The 17,034-nt window shown below is 65.3% G+C and carries 14 protein-coding genes; 6 read left to right on the forward strand and 8 right to left on the reverse strand.

Going from position 1 to position 17,034, the window contains the following annotated elements:
• Positions 1 to 6 precede the first annotated feature (6 nt).
• Positions 7 to 852, forward strand: a complete 846-nt coding sequence (locus tag RQI28_RS10990) for an ureidoglycolate lyase (protein ID WP_311222174.1) — start codon at positions 7 to 9, stop codon at positions 850 to 852.
• A gap of 38 nt (positions 853 to 890) precedes the next feature.
• Positions 891 to 1,406, forward strand: coding sequence for a hypothetical protein (locus tag RQI28_RS10995; RefSeq protein WP_311222175.1), 516 nt, complete (start codon positions 891 to 893; stop codon positions 1,404 to 1,406).
• 16 nt (positions 1,407 to 1,422) lie between these two features.
• Here the strand turns inward: RQI28_RS10995 and RQI28_RS11000 are convergent, their stop codons facing one another.
• The 7 genes from RQI28_RS11000 to urtA form a co-directional block, all read right to left on the reverse strand.
• Positions 1,423 to 1,782: a zinc ribbon domain-containing protein gene (locus tag RQI28_RS11000; protein WP_311222176.1), complete on the reverse strand. Its 360-nt coding sequence runs from the start codon at positions 1,780 to 1,782 to the stop codon at positions 1,423 to 1,425.
• Positions 1,783 to 1,800: 18 nt separating this feature from the next.
• Positions 1,801 to 3,033 carry a formamidase gene (fmdA, locus tag RQI28_RS11005; protein ID WP_311222177.1) on the reverse strand — a complete coding sequence of 411 codons (1,233 nt, stop codon included), beginning with the start codon at positions 3,031 to 3,033 and terminating at the stop codon, positions 1,801 to 1,803.
• 57 nt (positions 3,034 to 3,090) lie between these two features.
• Complete coding sequence (gene urtE, locus RQI28_RS11010) at positions 3,091 to 3,780, reverse strand: urea ABC transporter ATP-binding subunit UrtE (protein ID WP_311222178.1); 690 nt, start codon at positions 3,778 to 3,780, stop codon at positions 3,091 to 3,093.
• 78 nt (positions 3,781 to 3,858) lie between these two features.
• Positions 3,859 to 4,602 (reverse strand): urea ABC transporter ATP-binding protein UrtD, encoded by a 744-nt coding sequence (gene urtD / locus RQI28_RS11015; protein WP_311222179.1) that lies wholly within the window; start codon positions 4,600 to 4,602, stop codon positions 3,859 to 3,861.
• A 30-nt stretch (positions 4,603 to 4,632) separates the two neighbouring features.
• Complete coding sequence (gene urtC, locus RQI28_RS11020) at positions 4,633 to 5,835, reverse strand: urea ABC transporter permease subunit UrtC (RefSeq protein WP_311222180.1); 1,203 nt, start codon at positions 5,833 to 5,835, stop codon at positions 4,633 to 4,635.
• A gap of 28 nt (positions 5,836 to 5,863) precedes the next feature.
• Entirely contained in the window at positions 5,864 to 6,778 is a 915-nt protein-coding gene (urtB, locus tag RQI28_RS11025) for an urea ABC transporter permease subunit UrtB (protein ID WP_311222181.1), read from the reverse strand.
• 122 nt (positions 6,779 to 6,900) lie between these two features.
• Positions 6,901 to 8,169, reverse strand: coding sequence for an urea ABC transporter substrate-binding protein (gene urtA / locus RQI28_RS11030; protein WP_311222182.1), 1,269 nt, complete (start codon positions 8,167 to 8,169; stop codon positions 6,901 to 6,903).
• 198 nt (positions 8,170 to 8,367) lie between these two features.
• On the opposite strand from urtA, the gene RQI28_RS11035 reads away from it, so the two are divergent.
• Entirely contained in the window at positions 8,368 to 11,847 is a 3,480-nt protein-coding gene (locus RQI28_RS11035; RefSeq protein WP_311222183.1) for an ATP-binding protein, read from the forward strand.
• Positions 11,834 to 12,745 carry a response regulator gene (locus RQI28_RS11040; protein WP_311222184.1) on the forward strand — a complete coding sequence of 304 codons (912 nt, stop codon included), beginning with the start codon at positions 11,834 to 11,836 and terminating at the stop codon, positions 12,743 to 12,745. The genes RQI28_RS11035 and RQI28_RS11040 overlap by 14 nt, the downstream gene beginning before the upstream one ends.
• A gap of 265 nt (positions 12,746 to 13,010) precedes the next feature.
• Here RQI28_RS11040 and RQI28_RS11045 read toward each other — a convergent pair whose 3' ends face one another.
• Positions 13,011 to 13,253, reverse strand: a complete 243-nt coding sequence (locus RQI28_RS11045) for a hypothetical protein (RefSeq protein WP_311222185.1) — start codon at positions 13,251 to 13,253, stop codon at positions 13,011 to 13,013.
• A gap of 827 nt (positions 13,254 to 14,080) precedes the next feature.
• Between RQI28_RS11045 and RQI28_RS11050 the strand changes: the two genes are divergently transcribed.
• Both RQI28_RS11050 and RQI28_RS11055 read left to right on the forward strand, forming a co-directional pair.
• Positions 14,081 to 15,433 (forward strand): chloride channel protein, encoded by a 1,353-nt coding sequence (locus RQI28_RS11050; protein WP_311222187.1) that lies wholly within the window; start codon positions 14,081 to 14,083, stop codon positions 15,431 to 15,433.
• Positions 15,434 to 15,573: 140 nt separating this feature from the next.
• On the forward strand, positions 15,574 to 16,833 hold the full coding sequence (locus RQI28_RS11055) for a putative Na+/H+ antiporter (protein WP_311222188.1): 1,260 nt from the start codon (positions 15,574 to 15,576) through the stop codon (positions 16,831 to 16,833).
• The last annotated feature ends 201 nt before the right edge of the window (positions 16,834 to 17,034 follow it).

The raw sequence follows: 17,034 nt of genomic DNA on the forward strand, positions 1-17,034 counted from the left end.
ATATCCGTGAAACTGCTGCGATACGGCCCGATGGGCCAGGAAAGGCCCGGTCTGCTCGACGCCCAGGGCGTCATCCGCGATCTGTCGGCCCACGTGCCCGACATCGGCCCCGCGAGCCTGGGCGCTGCCGTGCTGCAGCGCCTGCGCGCGCTCGACCCGGCCAGCCTGCCTGCCGTGTCCGGCAACCCGCGCCTGGGTGCCTGCGTGGGCGGCATCGGCAAGTTCGTCTGCATCGGCCTGAACTACGCCGACCATGCCGCCGAATCCAACATGCCGATTCCGGCCGAGCCCATCGTCTTCAACAAGTGGACCTCCGCCGTGGTGGGGCCCAACGACGACGTGAAGATCCCGCGCGGCTCCGACAAGACCGACTGGGAGGTCGAGCTGGGCGTGGTGATCGGCACGGCGGCCAGCTACGTGGACGAAGCCGATGCGATGGCGCACGTCGCAGGCTATTGCGTGGTCAACGACGTGTCCGAGCGCAGCTACCAGCTCGAGCGCGGCGGCACCTGGGACAAGGGCAAGGGCTGCGACACCTTCGGCCCCACCGGCCCGTGGCTGGTGACGGCCGACGAGGTGCCCGACCCCCATGCGCTGGATCTGTGGCTGGAGGTCGACGGCCATCGCTACCAGCAGGGCAATACCCGCACGATGATCTTCAACGTGCCGCGTCTGGTGGCCTACCTGAGCCGCTTCATGACGCTGCAGCCCGGCGACGTCATCTCCACCGGCACGCCACCCGGCGCGGGCATGGGCGTGAAGCCCACACCGGTCTACCTGCGGCCCGGCCAGACCATGCGCCTGGGCATCACCGGCCTGGGCGAGCAGCGCCAGCGCACCGTCGCGGCCTGACCGCACGCCCGCAGCACCGGGTGCCGGACAATCCGGGAATGAACGACTCCCCCACCCACACGGCCATTGAGGCCGCACCCGACATGGCCGACGCGCCCATCCAGGAGGCGCGCCTGTGGCGCGACGAGCGCTGGACGGCTGAAGTCATCAAGAACGAAGACGATGACGGCTGGGCCGTGGCCATGACGCTGCACGGCGAATCCGAGCCGGCCCTGGTCGGCCCCTGGACCATGGGCCGCGACAAGAAGAACCCTAAGCCGCTGGACGCCCCGGCCTTCCACACGCTCGTCAAGACCGCCTCGGAAGTGCTGCGCCGCCACGAGCAACAACTGCATGCGCAGCTCAACAAGGAAGTGACTGTCGGCGCGGGCGCAGAGCTCGTGCGGGTGACCCTGCGCATCGTGCCGGACGAGGAATATCCGTATGCCGTGCTGACGGCGCAGGACGAATCCGGCCAGCTGCTGGGCGAGGCGCGCGTGGAGGCGAGCTTCAAGCTGGGCCAGGCCAGCGCCCAGGCGTGGATCGAGAGCGGCTATTCGGCGAGCAGATGGTAGGTCGCGTTGCCGCTGGTCAGTGGCTGATCATCCAGGGCCGCTTCGTCGGAAACGCCTTCGCCCCGTTCGCTGCCGTCACCGTGGCACCTCGCTTGGCCCCTGTGCTGCAGCACCCGCAGCCTGCCGGGTGCTTCATCCGGCCATAACTGCCCTGCTCGCTGTTGCGTGACGAGCGCGGCGCATGCTGCGCCCGCTCGTTGGTGTCGAACGCGCGGCGCTGCTCCGGGCTTACGCAGGCCAGGTGCGGGGCGCTGGTGAAGACGCGCGGCGATGCGGCGCTGCAGACCGGGCAGGCGGCGGGCTCGTTGCGCTGCGCCAGGCTGCGCAGCGCATCGAAGCCGCCGCACCCGGCGCATTGGTAGTCGTAGGTGGGCATGGCGCTCCTTGCCTTGTCTTAGATGATGTCGTGCGACAGCGGCATGTCGACGCTGCCGTCGATGAACTTCGTCGGGCCGCTCGCGTTCGGGTTGATGTCGAAGTCGAAGATGCCGGTCGGCAGCCACAGCGTGGCGCAAGAATTGGGCACGTCGACCACGCCGCTGATGTGGCCCTGCACCGGCGCAGTGCCCAGGATCGAATAGGCCTGCGCGCCTGAATAGCCGAACTTCTTCAGATACTCGATCGCGTTCAGGCAGGCCTGGCGGTAGGCCACGTTCACGTCCAGGTAGTACTGCTTGCCGGCCTCGTCCACCGAGATGCCTTCGAAGATCAGGTAGTCGTTGTACTGGGGCTTGATCACGCTGGGCTTGAAGATCGGGTTCTTGATGCCGTACTTGGCCATGCCGCCCTTGATCAGCGTCACCTTCATGTGCACCCAGCCGGCCATTTCGATGGCGCCGCAGAAGGTGATCTCGCCATCGCCCTGGCTGAAGTGCAGATCGCCCACCGACAGGCCCGCGCCGTCCACGTAGACCGGGAAGAACACCTTGGAGCCGCGCGACAGGTCCTTGATGTCGCAGTTGCCGCCGTGTTCGCGCGGCGGCACGGTGCGGGCGCCTTCTGCTGCCGCCTTGTCGCGCGCCTCGCCGGTCATGCGGCCCATGTGGGCGGTGCCGGCCGAGGGCGGATTGGCCAGGCCGGGCACGCGCGTCGGGTCGGTGTCGATGAGCTTTTGCTCGCGCTCGTTCCACAGGTCGAGCATCTTCTTGTCGGGCAGGCAGCCGATCAGGCCGGGGTGGATCAGGCCGGCGAAGTTCACGCCCGGAATGTGGCGCGAGCTGGTGAACATGCCCTTGAAGTCCCAGATCGACTTCTGCGCCTCGGGGAAATGCTCGGTCAGGAAGCCGCCGCCGTTCTTCTTGGAGAAGAACCCGTTGAAGCCCCACAGGCTGTCCTGCTTGGCGCCTATGTCGAGCAGGTCCACCACCAGCAGGTCGCCCGGTTCGGCGCCCTTCACGCCCACGGGGCCCGAGAGGTAGTGCACGGTGGTCAGGTCGATGTCGCGCACGTCGTCGGCGCTGTCGTTGTTCTTGATGAAGCCGCCGGTCCAGTCGAAGGTTTCCAGAATGAAATCGTCGCCGGGGTTGACCCAACAGGCCATCGGAATGTCCGGGTGCCAGCGGTTGTGGATGTTCTCGTTCTCGGTGGGCGACTTCGTCAGGTCGACTTTGATGAGGGTGTCGGTCACGGCAGGCTCCTTTTGGGGGTGAGAAAACGGATGCGGATGGGGCGACGGGTGCGCCCGTCAGACGGAGAGATACGACTTGATGCGCTGCTGGTCGGTGTTGGCGCGGGTGGTCTCGTGCACCAGGCGGCCGCCCTCGATGACGAACAGCCGGTCGGCCACGTCCATCGCAAAACTCAAGACCTGTTCCGAGACGATGATGGTGATCTTTCGCATCTTGCGAATCTCGTTCAAGGCTTTGGCGATGTCCTTGATGATCGAAGGCTGGATGCCTTCGGTGGGCTCGTCCAGCAGCAGCACCTTGGGGTCGGTGACGAGCGCGCGGGCAATGGCCAGCTGCTGCTGCTGGCCGCCCGAGAGGTTGCCGCCCTTTCTGCGCCGCATGTCCCACAGCACGGGGAACAGCGCGAAGATCTCTTCGGGGATGACCTTGTGCTTGGCGTTCTCCAGGCCGGTCTGGATGTTCTCTTCCACCGTCAAGGTAGGGAAGATCATCCGGCCCTGCGGCACGTAGGCAATGCCTTTGGCAACGCGGCGAAAGCTCTCGTCCTTCGACACGTCGTGGCCCGCCACTTCGATGCGCCCGCTCTGGGTGGGCAGCACGCCCATCAGGCTCTTGAACAGCGTGGTCTTGCCCATGCCGTTGCGGCCCATGATGGCGACGGTCTCGTTGGCGTTGCCTTCAAACGAAATGCCGTGCAGCGCCTCGCTCTGGCCGTAGGCGACGTGCAGGTCGGTGACTTTCAGCATGGGTCAAGCTCCAAAAAATCAGGGCGTCGGCAAAGGACTGCGGCACCCGCACAGCGCCTCAGGGGGGTTTGCCGCATGTCAGTGGCCGAGGTAGACGTCGATGACTTTCGGATCGGCCTGCACCCTGTCCATGGGCCCTTCGGCCAGGATCTTTCCCTGGTGCATGACGGTGACCTTGTGCGCGATGCGCTTCACAAACTCCATGTCGTGCTCGATCACGATCACCGCGCGGTTTTTGCAGATGCGCTGCAGCAGCTCCGCCGTGAGCTCGCGCTCGCGCGCGCTCATGCCGGCGATGGGCTCGTCGAGCATCAGCAGCTCGGGCTCCTGCATCAGCAGCATGCCGATCTCCAGCCACTGCTTCTGGCCGTGCGACAGCAAGCCGGCCTCGGTGTCGAGCTTGGCGCCCAGGCCGATGTCGTCGGCCACGGCCTGCACCCGCTCCTTCACCGCATCGGTGCAGCGAAAGGCCAGCGCGCCGAACACCGTGCGGCCTGCGGGAAACGACACCTCCAGGTTCTGGAAGACCGACAGGTTCTCGTAGATGGAGGGCGTCTGGAACTTGCGGCCTATCCCTAAGCGCACACGCTTGTGCTCGGCCATGCGGGTCAGTTCCTCGTTCTTGAACTTGATGCTGCCGCCGGTGGCGCGCGTCTTGCCGCAGATGAGGTCCAGCAGCGTGGTCTTGCCCGCGCCGTTGGGGCCGATGATCACGCGCAGCTCGTTCTTGTCGACATACAGCGTCAGGTTGTCGATGGCCTTGAAGCCGTCGAAAGACACCGTGAGGTCTTCCACGGCCAGGGCGAAGTCTGTGTTGCTCATGGGGGGCTCCTGTGCGGTCGGGCGGTACGCTCAAACGCCCTGGTGGTGCGGTGCGGGGGGCAGCGGTGCAGCGGGGCCGGCAGCGGGTGCGGGCTCTGCCGCGCTGGTGGCGGGCCACGCAGCGGGTGGTGGCACGGCGGCACGGCGCAGCGCCTCGCGGCGGCCCTTCCACCAGGGCACGACGCGCTCTTCCCACACACCGGCCAGTCCCATCGGGAAGGCCATGGTCACGCCGATGAAAAGGCCGGCCATGAGGAACAGCCACAGGTCCGGAAAGCTCTCGGAAAAGTACGTCTTTCCCGCGTTCACCAGCAGCGCGCCGTACACCGCGCCCACCAGGCTCATGCGCCCGCCGACCGCGGCGTAGATGACCATCTCGATGGACGGCACGATGCCCACGAAGCTGGGCGACATGAAGCCCACCTGCAGCGTGAACAGCGCCCCGCCGATGCCCGACAGCGCGGCGGCCAGGCAGAAGGTGAAGACCTTGAAGTTGGCCACGTCGTAGCCCGAGAAGCGCACGCGGTCTTCCTTGTCGCGCATGGCCAGCAGCAGCGTGCCGAGCTTGCTGGTCTGGATGAAGCGGCACAGCACGATGGACAGCACCAGCAGCACCACGCACACGTAGTACAGGATGTATTTGGCGCTGTCGGTGCGAGTGTCCCAGCCCCAGATCGTCTTCAGGTCGGTCATGCCGTTGACGCCGCCCGTGTAGCCCTGCTGGCCGATGATGAGCACCGTGCAGATCAGCGCCACCGCCTGCGTGATGATGGCGAAGTACACACCGCCCACGCGGCGCTTGAACATGGCGAAGCTCACGATCCAGGCCAGCAGCGTGGGCACCACGATCACGGCGGCCAGTGCGAACGGCAGGCTCTTGAACGGCACCCAGAACGCGGGCAGCTCGGTGATCTGGTTCCAGTCCATGAAGTCGGGAATGCCGGGTGTGGACTGGATCTTGGTGGTGATGGGGTCCGAGGCTTCGAGCTTCAGGAACATGGCCATGGCATAGCCCCCCAGCCCGAAGAACACGCCCTGCCCCAGGCTGAGCACGCCGCCGTAGCCCCACACCATCACCAGGCCGATGGCCACGAAGGCGTAGGTGAGGTACTTGCCCACCAGGTTCAGGCGAAAGATGTCGAGCGCCAGCGGCAGCACCACCGCCAGCAGCACGGTGAGCAGCACCAGGCTGGCAAGCTGGTAGCGCTGGATCCAGGATTTGACGAGGTTCATGGGGTTTCTCCGGCGTGTCCGAGCGGGGTCAGCGGCGTACTTTGGAAGCGAACAGGCCTTGCGGGCGAATCATCAAAATCAGCACGATGAGCGACAGCGTGATCACCTTGGCCATGGAGCCGGCCAGGAAAAACTCGGTGATCGACTGCGTCTGCGCGATGCCGAAGGCCGACACCACCGTGCCCAGCAGGCTGGCTGCGCCGCCGAAGGTGACGACCAGGAAGGCATCGACGATGTAGAGCGAGCCCGAGGTTGGCCCCGTCGAGCCGATGGTGGTGAAGGCAGCGCCTGCCACGCCGGCAATGCCGCAGCCGATGGCGAAGGTCAGGCGGTCGGTGCGTTGGGTGTCGATGCCGGTGGCGTTGGCCATGACGCGGTTGCTGACCGTGGCGCGCACCCTGAGGCCCCAGCGGCTCTTGTGCAGGGCAATCAGCACGCCGCAGGTCACGAAGGCGGTCAGTGCCAGCACGAACAGGCCGTTGATGGGAATGTCCAACCCCTCCGAAGGTGCCCACGAGCCCAGCAGCCAGTCGGGCAGCGTGGGGCTGACTTCCTTGGGGCCGATGAAGGTGCGAAAGCACTGCTGCAGCGCCAGGCTGATGCCCCAGGTGGCCAGCAGCGTGTCCAGCGGTCGCTTGTACAGATGGCGAATGAGCCCCCATTCCACCAGCCAGCCCGCCACGAAGGCGAAGCCGAAGGCGGCGGCGATGGCCAGCGGAAAGTAAAAGGGCATGAACCCGGGCGCGTACTGCGCCGTCAGCGTGGAGCCCAGGTAGATGGTGTAGGCGCCGATGGTCATGAACTCGCCATGCGCCATGTTGATCACGCCCATCTGGCCGAAGATGATCGCCAGCCCCAGGCCCATCAGCAGCAGCACTGCGAACAGGCTCAGGCCTGCGAAGCCTTGCATCAGGCCGATGTTCATCAGGTCGGAAAAGCTCATGGCGCAACTCCTGCGTGCAAGGCGGTCGGAACGGAAACGAAGAGAGAGGAATGCATGGCCTGCGCCCATGCAGCGGCCTGGCCTGCAGGGCGCAGGCCGCCATCGGTCATGCCGTCAAGGGCTTACTGGTAACCCTTGGGGAACGGATCGGGTTTGATGAGCTCGGGTGATTCGGAAACCACCTTGAACGTGGCGTCTGGCTGGCCCTGCGCGATGCGCGACTTGCTCCAGAGGTGGTGGTTCGCATCGATCTTCACATAGCCTTCGGGCGCGGTTTTCAGCTCGATGCCGGGCGATGCGGCCACCACTTTGTCCACGTCGAAGCTCTTGGCCTTTTCCACGGCGGCCTTCCACAGCCACGGGCCCAGGTAGCCGGCCTGCGTCACATCGCCGATGACCGAACTGGGGCCGTACTTGACCTTGAACGCGGCCACGAACTTCTTGTTGTTCTCGTTGTCCAGCGACTGGAAGTACTTCATCGACGAATAGAACCCCGCGAAGTTCTCGCCGCCCACGCCGGTCATCTCGTCCTCGGTGACCGACAGCGTGACCAGCAGCTGCTTGTCGCCCGTGATGCCCGCTGCCTTGAGCGCCTTGTAGAAAGCCACGTTCGAGCCACCCACCACCGCCACGAAGATGCAGTCGGGCTTTTGCAGCTTGATCTTGTTCATCAGCGAGCCGAAGTTGGTGCTGCCCAGCGGGTAGTACTCCTCGCCGACGACCTTGCCCTTCTGGAAATTTTCGATGTGCTTGCGCGCGATCTTCATCGAGGTGCGCGGCCAGATGTAGTCAGAGCCGATCAGGAAGAAGGTCTTGGCCTTCTTCTCGGTCTTGGCCCATTCCAGGCTGTACAGGATCTGTTGCGTGGCTTCTTGCCCGGTGTAGATCACGTTCTTGGACTGCTCCAGGCCTTCGTAGAACGTGGGGTAGTACAGCAGGCCATTCTCTTTCTCGAAGATCGGCAGCACGGCCTTGCGCGAGGCGCTGGTCCAGCAGCCGAACACGGCGGCGCAGTGGTCGTTGATGAGCAGCTTCTTGGACTTCTCGGCAAACGTCGGCCAGTCGGAGGCGCCGTCTTCCTTGATCACCTTGATCTTGCGGCCCAGCACCCCGCCCATGGCGTTGATCTGGTCGATGGCGAGCTGCTCGGCCTGGATGGAGCCGGTCTCGGAGATGGCCATGGTGCCGGTGGCCGAGTGCAGCTGTCCCACGGTGACCTCGGTGTCCGTCACCGCCAGCTTGGTGGTGTTGACCTGCGCCGTCGGCTGGGCAAAACCCCAGGTGGGCAGGCCGGCCACCGAGGCAGCGCCCATGGCCTGCAGCAGGCGGCGGCGGCCCGCATCGGCGGTGGCCAGGGTGGAAACGGTCCGGGGGTCTAGAGGGTGTTTCATGAAGGCGCTCCTTGCGTCTGGCAGGGGTGAAAGGCGACGGAGGTGTCGTCCGGGCGGCGGGGTGTGCCGCGCTGGAATGAAGGTTAGGGAGAACCCTGCGGCGCGCCCATACGTCAATTAACGTAGACGCCGTGGCGCGCAGTGCCAGCGACCCGGGCACGGCTTGGGGCAAGAACGGTTCTTGCATGCGGCGTGGCCATGTCCGCCCCTTCCGACGCTCCCGCTGCGACGCAGACGATCTTTCGCTTTCGCCGCGAATACAACGCCTGGGTGGCCGACGAAACGATGGAGGACTACGCGCTGCGCTACACGCCCAAGTCCTTTCGCCGCTGGAGCGAATGGCGCGTGGCCAACACGGCGTTCGGCTCGCTGTCGTTCCTGGCGCTCGAAGCCATCGGCGGTGCCATCGCACTGAACTACGGCTTCGCCAATGCGATGTGGGCCATCCTGGCGGTGGGGGTGCTGATCTTCCTCACCGGGCTGCCCATTGCCTATTGCGCAGCGCGCTACGGACTGGACATGGACCTGCTCACGCGCGGGGCGGGCTTCGGCTATCTGGGCTCCACCATCACCTCGCTGATCTACGCAGTGTTCACCTTCATCTTCTTCGCGCTGGAGGCGGCCATCATGGCGCTGGCGCTGCAGATGGTGGTCGACTGGCCGCTGCAGTGGTGCTATGTGCTGTCGTCGCTGGTGATCCTGCCCATGGCGATGCGCGGCATCACGCTCATCTCCAAGCTGCAGGCCTGGACGCAGCCGCTCTGGCTCTTTTTGCTGCTGCTGCCCTTCGTGTGGATCGCGCTCTCGCAGCCGCAGCTGTACCGCGATTTCTCCAGCCTGTCGGGCATACGCAGCGGCAGCAGCCAGTTCGACCCGCTGATGTTCGGCGCGGCCTGCGCGGTCATCTTCTCGCTGGTGGTGCAGATCGGCGAGCAGGTGGACTTTCTGCGCTTCCTGCCCGAGCGCAACGCCGCCAACCGCTGGCGCTGGTGGGGCGCGGTGCTGGTGGCCGGGCCGGGCTGGATCGTGATGGGCATGCTGAAGATGGCGGGCGGTGCCTTCCTCGCCTTCGCCGCGCTGCAGTTCGAGGTGGGCACGCACCGCGCGGCCGAGCCCACGCAGATGTTCCTGGCGGGTTTTCAGCAGGTCATGCAGGCGCTGGGGCTGCCGGGGCTGGCGGTGGCGGTCACCGTGGTGTTCGTGGTCGTCTCGCAGATCAAGATCAACGTCACCAACGCCTATGCGGGCTCGCTCGCCTGGTCCAACTTCTTCGCCCGCGTCACGCGCAGCCACCCGGGGCGCGTGGTGTGGCTGGTGTTCAACGTGGGCATTGCCACGCTCTTGATGACACTGGGCGTGTTCGGCGCGCTGGAAAAAGTGCTGGCCATCTACAGCAACGTGGCCATTGCCTGGGTGGGCGCGCTGGTGGCAGACCTGGTCATCAACAAGCCGCTGGGCCTGTCGCCCAAGGGCATCGAGTTCCGGCGCGCGCACCTGTACGACTTCAACCCCGTGGGGCTGGGCGCCATGGTGCTGGCGGCGGCCGTGGCCAGCTGCGCCTACGCGGGGTTGCTGGGCGATGCGGCGGCGGCGTTCTCGCCCTTCATCGCGCTGGCCATGTCCATGGCGCTGGCTCCGCTGCTGGCCTGGGCCACCGGCGGGCGTTACTACCTGGCCCGGCCCGCCGACACGCAGTGGCAGCCGGGCGAGATGGTGCGCTGCGCCGTCTGCGAGAACCGGTTCGAGTCGGAAGACATGGCTCGCTGCCCAGCCTATGGCGCGGCCATCTGTTCGCTGTGCTGCTCGCTCGAATCGCGCTGCCACGACCGCTGCAAGACCGGCTCACGCGCGGGCGAGCAATTGCGCGCGCTGGCCGCCGTGCTGCTGCCGCGTGCCTGGGCGCTGCGCGTGAACGTGCGGCTGGGGCAGTACCTGATGGTGTGGGTGTCGCTGTGCGCGGTGATCGCCTTTTTGGTGGGCATGGTCTATGTGCAGGAGGCGCTGGACACGCCCGCGCAGTTCCTGCGCACGCCGTTCATGAAGGTCTGCGCGCTGCTGGCGCTGCTGGCCGCCGTGTGCGCCTGGTGGGTGGTGCTGAGCACCGACAGCCGCCGCATGGCGCAGGACGAATCAGAGCGGCAGACCCAGTTGCTGCTGCAGGAGATCGAAGCGCACAAGCGCACCGATGCCGAGCTGCAGGCCGCGCGCGACCGCGCCGAATCGGCCAACATGGCCAAGACGCGGTACGTGGCCGGCATGACGCACGAGCTGCGCTCGCCGCTCAACAGCATCCTGGGCTACACGCAGATCTTGCTGAAGAACCCGCCCGGGGCCGATGCGCTGCGCGATGCGTTGTCCACCATGGAGCACAGCGGTCGCCACATGAACGCGCTGATCGACGACTCGCTGGAGCTGGCGCGCATCGAGGCCGGGCGCTTGCGGCAAGACCTGGCTCCGCTGCCGCTGGCCGAGCTGGTGCGTTATGTCGAGGCCATGCTGCGCCCCCAGGCCGAGGCCAAGGGCCTGGCGTTTTCCGTGGAAGTGCTGGGCAACATGCCCGAGTGGATCCGGGCCGACGCCAAGCGCCTGCGCCAGCTCCTCATCAACCTGCTCTCGAACGCCGTGCGCTTCACGCGGCAAGGCGAAGTGCGGCTACGGCTGGACTTTCGCGCGCATGTCTCGCGCATCGAGGTGGTGGACACCGGCATCGGCATCGAGCCGCAGGACCTGGAACGCATCTTCCTGCCGTTCGAGCGCGGCAGCGCCGGCCGGCGCGCCAGCGAGATCGGCACCGGCCTGGGCCTGACCATCACGCACCTGCTCACCGAGCTGATGGGCGGCCAGCTCAGCGTGCGCAGCACGGTGGGCCAGGGCAGCACCTTCACCGTGCGCCTGTACCTGCCGGGCATCGCGCCCGACCCGGCGTGGCGGCCCGCACAGGCGGTGGCGCTGCGGCCGGTGGTGGGCTTCAAGCCACCGCACCGCACGCTGCTGGTGGTGGACGACCAGCCCCTGCAACGCCAGTTGCTGGCCGGCCTGCTGGTGCCGCTGGGCTTCACGGTGCAGGAGGCCGCCAGCGGGCGCGAGTGCCTGGAGATCGTGCGCCAGTCGCGGCCCGACCTGGTGCTGCTGGACATCAGCATGGACGACCTCGACGGCTGGCAGACCGCTGCCCTGCTGCGCGATCAGTGGGCGGCGGGCGATCTGCCCATCGTGTTCGTCTCGGCCAACCAGTTCGACAACGAGCCGGCACGCGTGGCCGCGGTCGGCTGCCAAGGCTTTTTGGGCAAGCCCGTCGTCGAATCGGAACTGCTGCAGTCGCTGCAATCGGCTCTGGGGCTGGAATGGCTGCACGACCCGGCCCCTGGCCCTGCCCCTGTGCCCGCACCGATGCGGCTGGCGCAGCCGGGCGTCACCAGTGCCTCGCCCGATCACGTTCTCAACTCATCCGAACCACTGCCCGAGCCACTGCCCGAATCTCTGCGCGAGGCGCTGTATGCACTGGCGCGTTCCGGCCAGGCCACGGCCCTGCGCGAGCGGCTGCGTGAAGCGCAGACCGCCTGGCCCGAGCACACCGCCGCGCTCACGCGCCTGCAGGCCAGCGCCGACCGGCTCGACTTCGAAGCGCTGGCCCTCTTGCTGCGCGAACCTGAAACCGACCTCGATGAACCCGCCTGATCCTTCCTTCATTCCCGCGGCGCGGCGCGTCATCCTCGTGGTGGACGATGACCTCGCCACGCTGCGCATGCTGGGCGATGCGCTCACCGCAGAAGGCTACGCCGTGCTGGCCGCGCGCGACGCCGACGAGGCGCTGCGCCGGCTCGACCTGGCCGTGCCCGACGGCATGCTGCTGGACGCGGTGATGCCCGGCATCGACGGCTTCACGCTGTGCGCCCGCATCAAGGCCACGCCGCCGTGGTCGCACCTTCCCATCGTGTTCATGACGGGCCTGTCGGACACCGAACAGATCGTGCGCGGCTTTGCGGCCGGCGGGGTGGACTACGTCGTCAAGCCACTGCGGCTGCCCGAAGTGCTGGCGCGCCTGGCCACGCACATTGCCAACGCCCGCGCCGCACGTCTGGCGCGCGAGGCTGTGGACGTGGCCGGCATGGGCGTGGTGGTGCTCGACGGGCAGGACCGCATCGCCTGGCGCTCGCCCCAGGCCACGCGCTGGCTGGAGGCGGCCTTCGGCACCGAGCCCGTGCCCGCCCGCGCCATGGCCCGCTGGCTGGCGCTGGCGCAACGCCAGGGCGACGGCGCCACGCCGCTACCTGAAGGCCAGCGCCTGGCGGCCCGCCCGCTGGGTGCCAGCGGCCTGGGTGAAACGATGCTGCTGCTGTCCGTGGAAACGCCAGGCGCCGCACCGGTCGTGCGCCCGCCCCCCACACCGCTCACGCCGCGCGAGACCGAGGTGCTGTCCTGGATTGCCAAGGGCAAGACCAACCGCGACATCGCCGAGATCTTGGGCATGAGCCCGCGCACGGTGAACAAGCACCTGGAGCACATTTTTGAAAAGCTGGGTGTGGAAACGCGCACTGCGGCGGCGGCGCTGGCGGGGCAGCTGCTGCAAGATTAAGAGCGGGGCATGGTGTGCGAACGACGTGTGAGTACCAGTGAGCCCGCCAGAAGATCATTGATCTGGCGGCATTCAATTTTTCAAGCGATTGAATGCGCCGGATCTGCCGTGGGTTCGGCGTTTGCATTCTTCAAGTTAAAGCTTTTTTGGCCTCAAGCGCTTACCCAGCAAGCGCTGTAAGCTATCATTTTGGAAGCATCACTTGCTTGGCGCAGGCGGATGGTGGACGTCCAACTCAGGAAATCTAGCGATCGCTCCGCGCCTGTCACAAGGCAATCTCGACGTGATCGATCTTCCAGCCGTTCTCGTTGAGCAGGCGCACCTTCTGAAACTCAGGGCCAGCAGCCCTGTTTCCGCAAATGTCCTCCTGCCGGTAAGTGAGTGTGGCCAAGGTGCCTGAAACTTCTTCGCGATCCACCGTGATTTTTTTGCACTGGGCAACCGCCTTGGACATTGCCAGGTGAAGGGCAACAACATCTTCACGCGACTTACCCATGCTCTGCATCATTGCCGGGATTTTCTGTTCGACATCGGCCCGCTTCCTGGCTGAGTAGAACTGCGCGTCTTCCTCGAACGCCGAAATGCCGGCCGCGGTTTTCTTGTAGTAGGCCTCGTACGTCGCACTCGGGCCATCGTTGCTTTGCAGCCCGCAAAAAGGATGGCGCTGACGATCGCGGGAATCAACGGTTTCAACATCTTGCAGCCATGGGTCAAATCACATGCTTGCGGCCTCTGGTTGCCCGCTGATTCATCGTGGGGTGGTGTAACGCCAGAGCCTGCCATCGCGAATGGTCGAAGCGATTGTCAGTCTCTATGTTCCAGCTTCACGGGACCCATCTGCGTCTTGTAGCTTGAACCACACCTTGAGCAGACATACCGCGAGGGAATGGCACCCTTGAACTTGGTATGCCCGCCGCACTGTGCACACCGCGCTCTCAACGCAAGCCGGAACACCAGGTGCGCAGCAAGCGGTATTCCGAGGAACATCAGAATGGGCAACGGATCACCAGGCCCGGCTATGCCGAGAAAGCTGCGAGCAGGCGCGTAAGCAAGCACAAAGATAACCACGAGTGCAGGCACGATGGTGGTCATGAGCCCAAGCAGTAGCGAGTGAAGCCATATGGGAAGCATGGGTCGTATTTTCGGACGTCATCCGCCAGGATGACAACCAGAACGCCGTGTCGACGCCCAAACGTTATTGGAGAGACGATCCCGTACTTTCAGCTTTTCCGGAGGAGCCGATGCTGACCGCCGGCCAGCAGATGCCCAAGCCGTAGGTGCGAGTGAGCGAGGTCACATGCACAATGAAGGGCCTTGACCTCTCGCCCTGCCCCGATGCATCAAGAACCCGACTTCCTCCATAACCTGCACCAAGAGCTGAGAGATGGTAGGCGGTGGCTGGATCGGAGCATTGTGTTGGCTTACGCAATCGCAGCGGGTCTGTGTGTCGTGGCCTTCACGCTGATGGCCGACGCGGCATTTCAAGGGTTCGAGCGCATCTACCAATGGCAAGGCGGCTGGGCCGTGTTGCTCTGGATGCCCGCTGTGACGGCCATGACTGTCTGGCTCACCAGACGGTGGGCGCCGGGGGCTGCGGGCTCCGGAATTCCGCAGGTGATGGCGGCGCTGGACCCGGCCCTGGACAGTTCGTTGCGCAAGCGATTCGTATCCTTGTCGCTGTCGTTATCCAAAATGTTTCTGGCAACGGCCGGCTTCGCAGCAGGGCTGTCCATCGGCCGAGAGGGCCCGTCAGTGCAGGTCGCAGCTGGCGTCATGCACCATGCACGGCGTTGGCTCGGTCCGCGGTCGGGGATCAGCGACCACGCGCTGCTGGTGGCTGGGGGAGCGGCGGGCATCGCGGCGGCCTTCAACGCGCCCCTGGCGGGCGTGGTCTTCGCGATTGAAGAGCTGTCACGCAAGCTGGAGTCGCGCTCCAGTGGCTTGATCATCGCGGCCATCGTGCTTGCGGGGTTGATGGGCGTGTCCGTGTTCGGCAATCTCAGCTACTTCGGGCGCATTCAAGTTCCTCGGCTTTCCTGGGACGCCCTGCTTCCGGGCCTTTGCGTCACACTGACTTGTGGAGTCCTGGGCGGCCTTTTCGCCAAGCTGCTGGCGGCGTCGTTGACCAACGCGCCTGAGCGGATGAACCGGTTGCGCGCCCGCTTCCCCATCCGGTTTGCCGCCGCTGGCGCTTTGGCCATCGCCGTCATCGGTCTCGTGACCGGTGGAGCGACATTTGGTGCGGGGTCGGAGGCTGTCAAGCACATGCTCGCCGGCGAGGCAGACGCGCCCGCTTTCTATGTCACGCTCAAGTTGATCGCCACCTGGCTGTCTGCATGGGTCGGGGTGCCGGGCGGCATCTTTGCACCGTCTCTGTCCATCGGCGCAGGGGTGGGGCACAACGTGGCCGCACTGATGGGCGGGGACATCGCACCGGCATTGATCGCCATGGGCATGGCGGCGTTCCTTGCCGCAGTGACGCAGGCTCCGCTCACGGCCTTCATCATCGTCATGGAGATGGTGGACGGGCATGCCATGGTCCTGAGCCTGATGGCTTCAGCCATGCTGGCCAGCCTGGTTTCCCGGATGCTGGCCCGGCCGCTTTACGAGACACTGGCGCAGTACATGCTGACGGCCTTGCCAGTGCCAGTGTCAGAAGGCCCGAAAGCATCCTCAGTACGGTCATAGCCCTCGTTCGCGGCGAATGGCCCCGTCGCAGACGGGCAATTCGGGAGTGTTCCGTACAATGAAGGTCGGGTGGCTTGTCATGTGGACAGGTCAGGTACAGCGAAGGTCGGGCCGCCTCGCTGCTTGACTGTTTCCTCCCGATGAATGACACCCCCATGCAGTGGGTTGCTGCTGCCTTGTTCGCGCTGGCGCTTACCCACACCTTTGCTGCCAAGCAATTTGAACGCCTCTCCCACCGTTTTCCGCGCCACGCAGGCCTGTTTCATATGCTCGGCGAGGTCGAAGTCGTATTTGGCTTCTGGGCCATCGTGCTCGTTCTGTCCATGGCTTTTCTGGTGGACGGGGCCACGGCATTGGAGTACGCAGAGTCCCGCAACTTTACAGAGCCGCTGTTCGTCTTTGTGGTCATGGTGATCGCGGCCTCACGTCCTGTGCTCTGGGCGATCACCTCCATAGCGCGCAGGCTCGCGCACCTGGCGCCGACCCGAACCCCTGTAGCCATGGCCTGGCTAGGGCTGGCCGCAGTCCCTTTGCTGGGCTCTGCCGTGACCGAGCCAGCGGCGATGACCATCGCTGCATTGATGCTCGCACCTCTGGCTTTCCGGCCGCACATTCCTGCGATACCAAAGTATCTGGCTTTGGGAGTGCTGTTCGTGAACATCTCTATCGGTGGCACGCTCACATCGTTTGCAGCACCCCCTGTCTTGATGGTTGCGGCTACCTGGCAATGGGACAGCGCCTTCATGCTCCAGAATTTCGGCTGGAAGGCTGCGCTGGCGGTGGTCGCCAATGCAAGCTTGGCCACGCTGGCACTGCGTCCGCACCTCACCCAAGAAATGAGCAAACCGAATGCCGGAGGGGAAGCACCCGTTCCATGGACCGTCGTAGCCGTCCATGTTTCGCTGCTGGCTGGAGTGGTGCTGTTTGCCCACCACCCCGTAGTGTTCCTCGGACTGTTTCTGATGTTCATGGGCTATACCCAGGCATATCACCAACATCAAGGGCCACTGATTTTGAAGGAAGCGCTGCTGGTGGCTTTCTTCTTGGCGGGTCTGGTGGTGCTCGGGGGTATGCAGCAGTGGTGGCTCCAACCTATCGTGTCCGGGCTGGAACCGTTGGCGCTGTTTGTCGGCGCGCTGGGCCTGACGGCTATAACGGATAACGCAGCCTTGACCTACCTGGGTTCACTGATCGAAGGCATCTCGGATGAATCGAAGTACATGCTGGTAGCCGGCGCCGTCGCGGGCGGAGGCCTGACGGTGATCGCGAATGCACCGAATCCTGCCGGAGTCGCACTGCTCAAGCGTGGGTTCACCGATGAGACCGTGAGCGCCGGCGGACTGCTACTGGGCGCATTGATTCCTACGGCGATAGCAGCACTGGCGTTGCTGCTCTTGTGATGGGTACTTGTCGATGACTGCTTTCTGTGCAAACTTCGCCAGTTCATGAGCGACAGCTTCTGGCTGACCGCGCCCTATAGAAGTAGTGGCGCCTGATACGTTATCCGTGCCCAGTCCGCCAAAGTTCGTTCGACACCACTGCTCCGATTCAGTGGTGTGAGTTGCCGGCGATTTTGGGGGGGGGGGGGGGGGGGGGGGGGG

Origin of the sequence: Acidovorax sp. WCS2018Noco2-16 (genome assembly GCF_031843945.1) — a bacterium.
GTDB lineage: Bacteria > Pseudomonadota > Gammaproteobacteria > Burkholderiales > Burkholderiaceae_C > Paracidovorax.

Excerpts from the sequence above, each read along its gene's own strand:
- RQI28_RS10995 (WP_311222175.1), top strand. The coding sequence starts at position 891 with ATGAACGACTCCCCCACCCACACGGCCATTGAGGCCGCACCCGACATG.
- RQI28_RS11000 (WP_311222176.1), bottom strand. The coding sequence starts at position 1,782 with ATGCCCACCTACGACTACCAATGCGCCGGGTGCGGCGGCTTCGATGCG.
- urtE (WP_311222178.1), bottom strand. The coding sequence starts at position 3,780 with ATGCTGAAAGTCACCGACCTGCACGTCGCCTACGGCCAGAGCGAGGCG.
- urtD (WP_311222179.1), bottom strand. The coding sequence starts at position 4,602 with ATGAGCAACACAGACTTCGCCCTGGCCGTGGAAGACCTCACGGTGTCT.
- urtC (WP_311222180.1), bottom strand. The coding sequence starts at position 5,835 with ATGAACCTCGTCAAATCCTGGATCCAGCGCTACCAGCTTGCCAGCCTG.
- urtB (WP_311222181.1), bottom strand. The coding sequence starts at position 6,778 with ATGAGCTTTTCCGACCTGATGAACATCGGCCTGATGCAAGGCTTCGCA.
- urtA (WP_311222182.1), bottom strand. The coding sequence starts at position 8,169 with ATGAAACACCCTCTAGACCCCCGGACCGTTTCCACCCTGGCCACCGCC.
- RQI28_RS11035 (WP_311222183.1), top strand. The coding sequence starts at position 8,368 with ATGTCCGCCCCTTCCGACGCTCCCGCTGCGACGCAGACGATCTTTCGC.
- RQI28_RS11040 (WP_311222184.1), top strand. The coding sequence starts at position 11,834 with ATGAACCCGCCTGATCCTTCCTTCATTCCCGCGGCGCGGCGCGTCATC.
- RQI28_RS11045 (WP_311222185.1), bottom strand. The coding sequence starts at position 13,253 with ATGATGCAGAGCATGGGTAAGTCGCGTGAAGATGTTGTTGCCCTTCAC.
- RQI28_RS11050 (WP_311222187.1), top strand. The coding sequence starts at position 14,081 with ATGCATCAAGAACCCGACTTCCTCCATAACCTGCACCAAGAGCTGAGA.
- RQI28_RS11055 (WP_311222188.1), top strand. The coding sequence starts at position 15,574 with ATGAATGACACCCCCATGCAGTGGGTTGCTGCTGCCTTGTTCGCGCTG.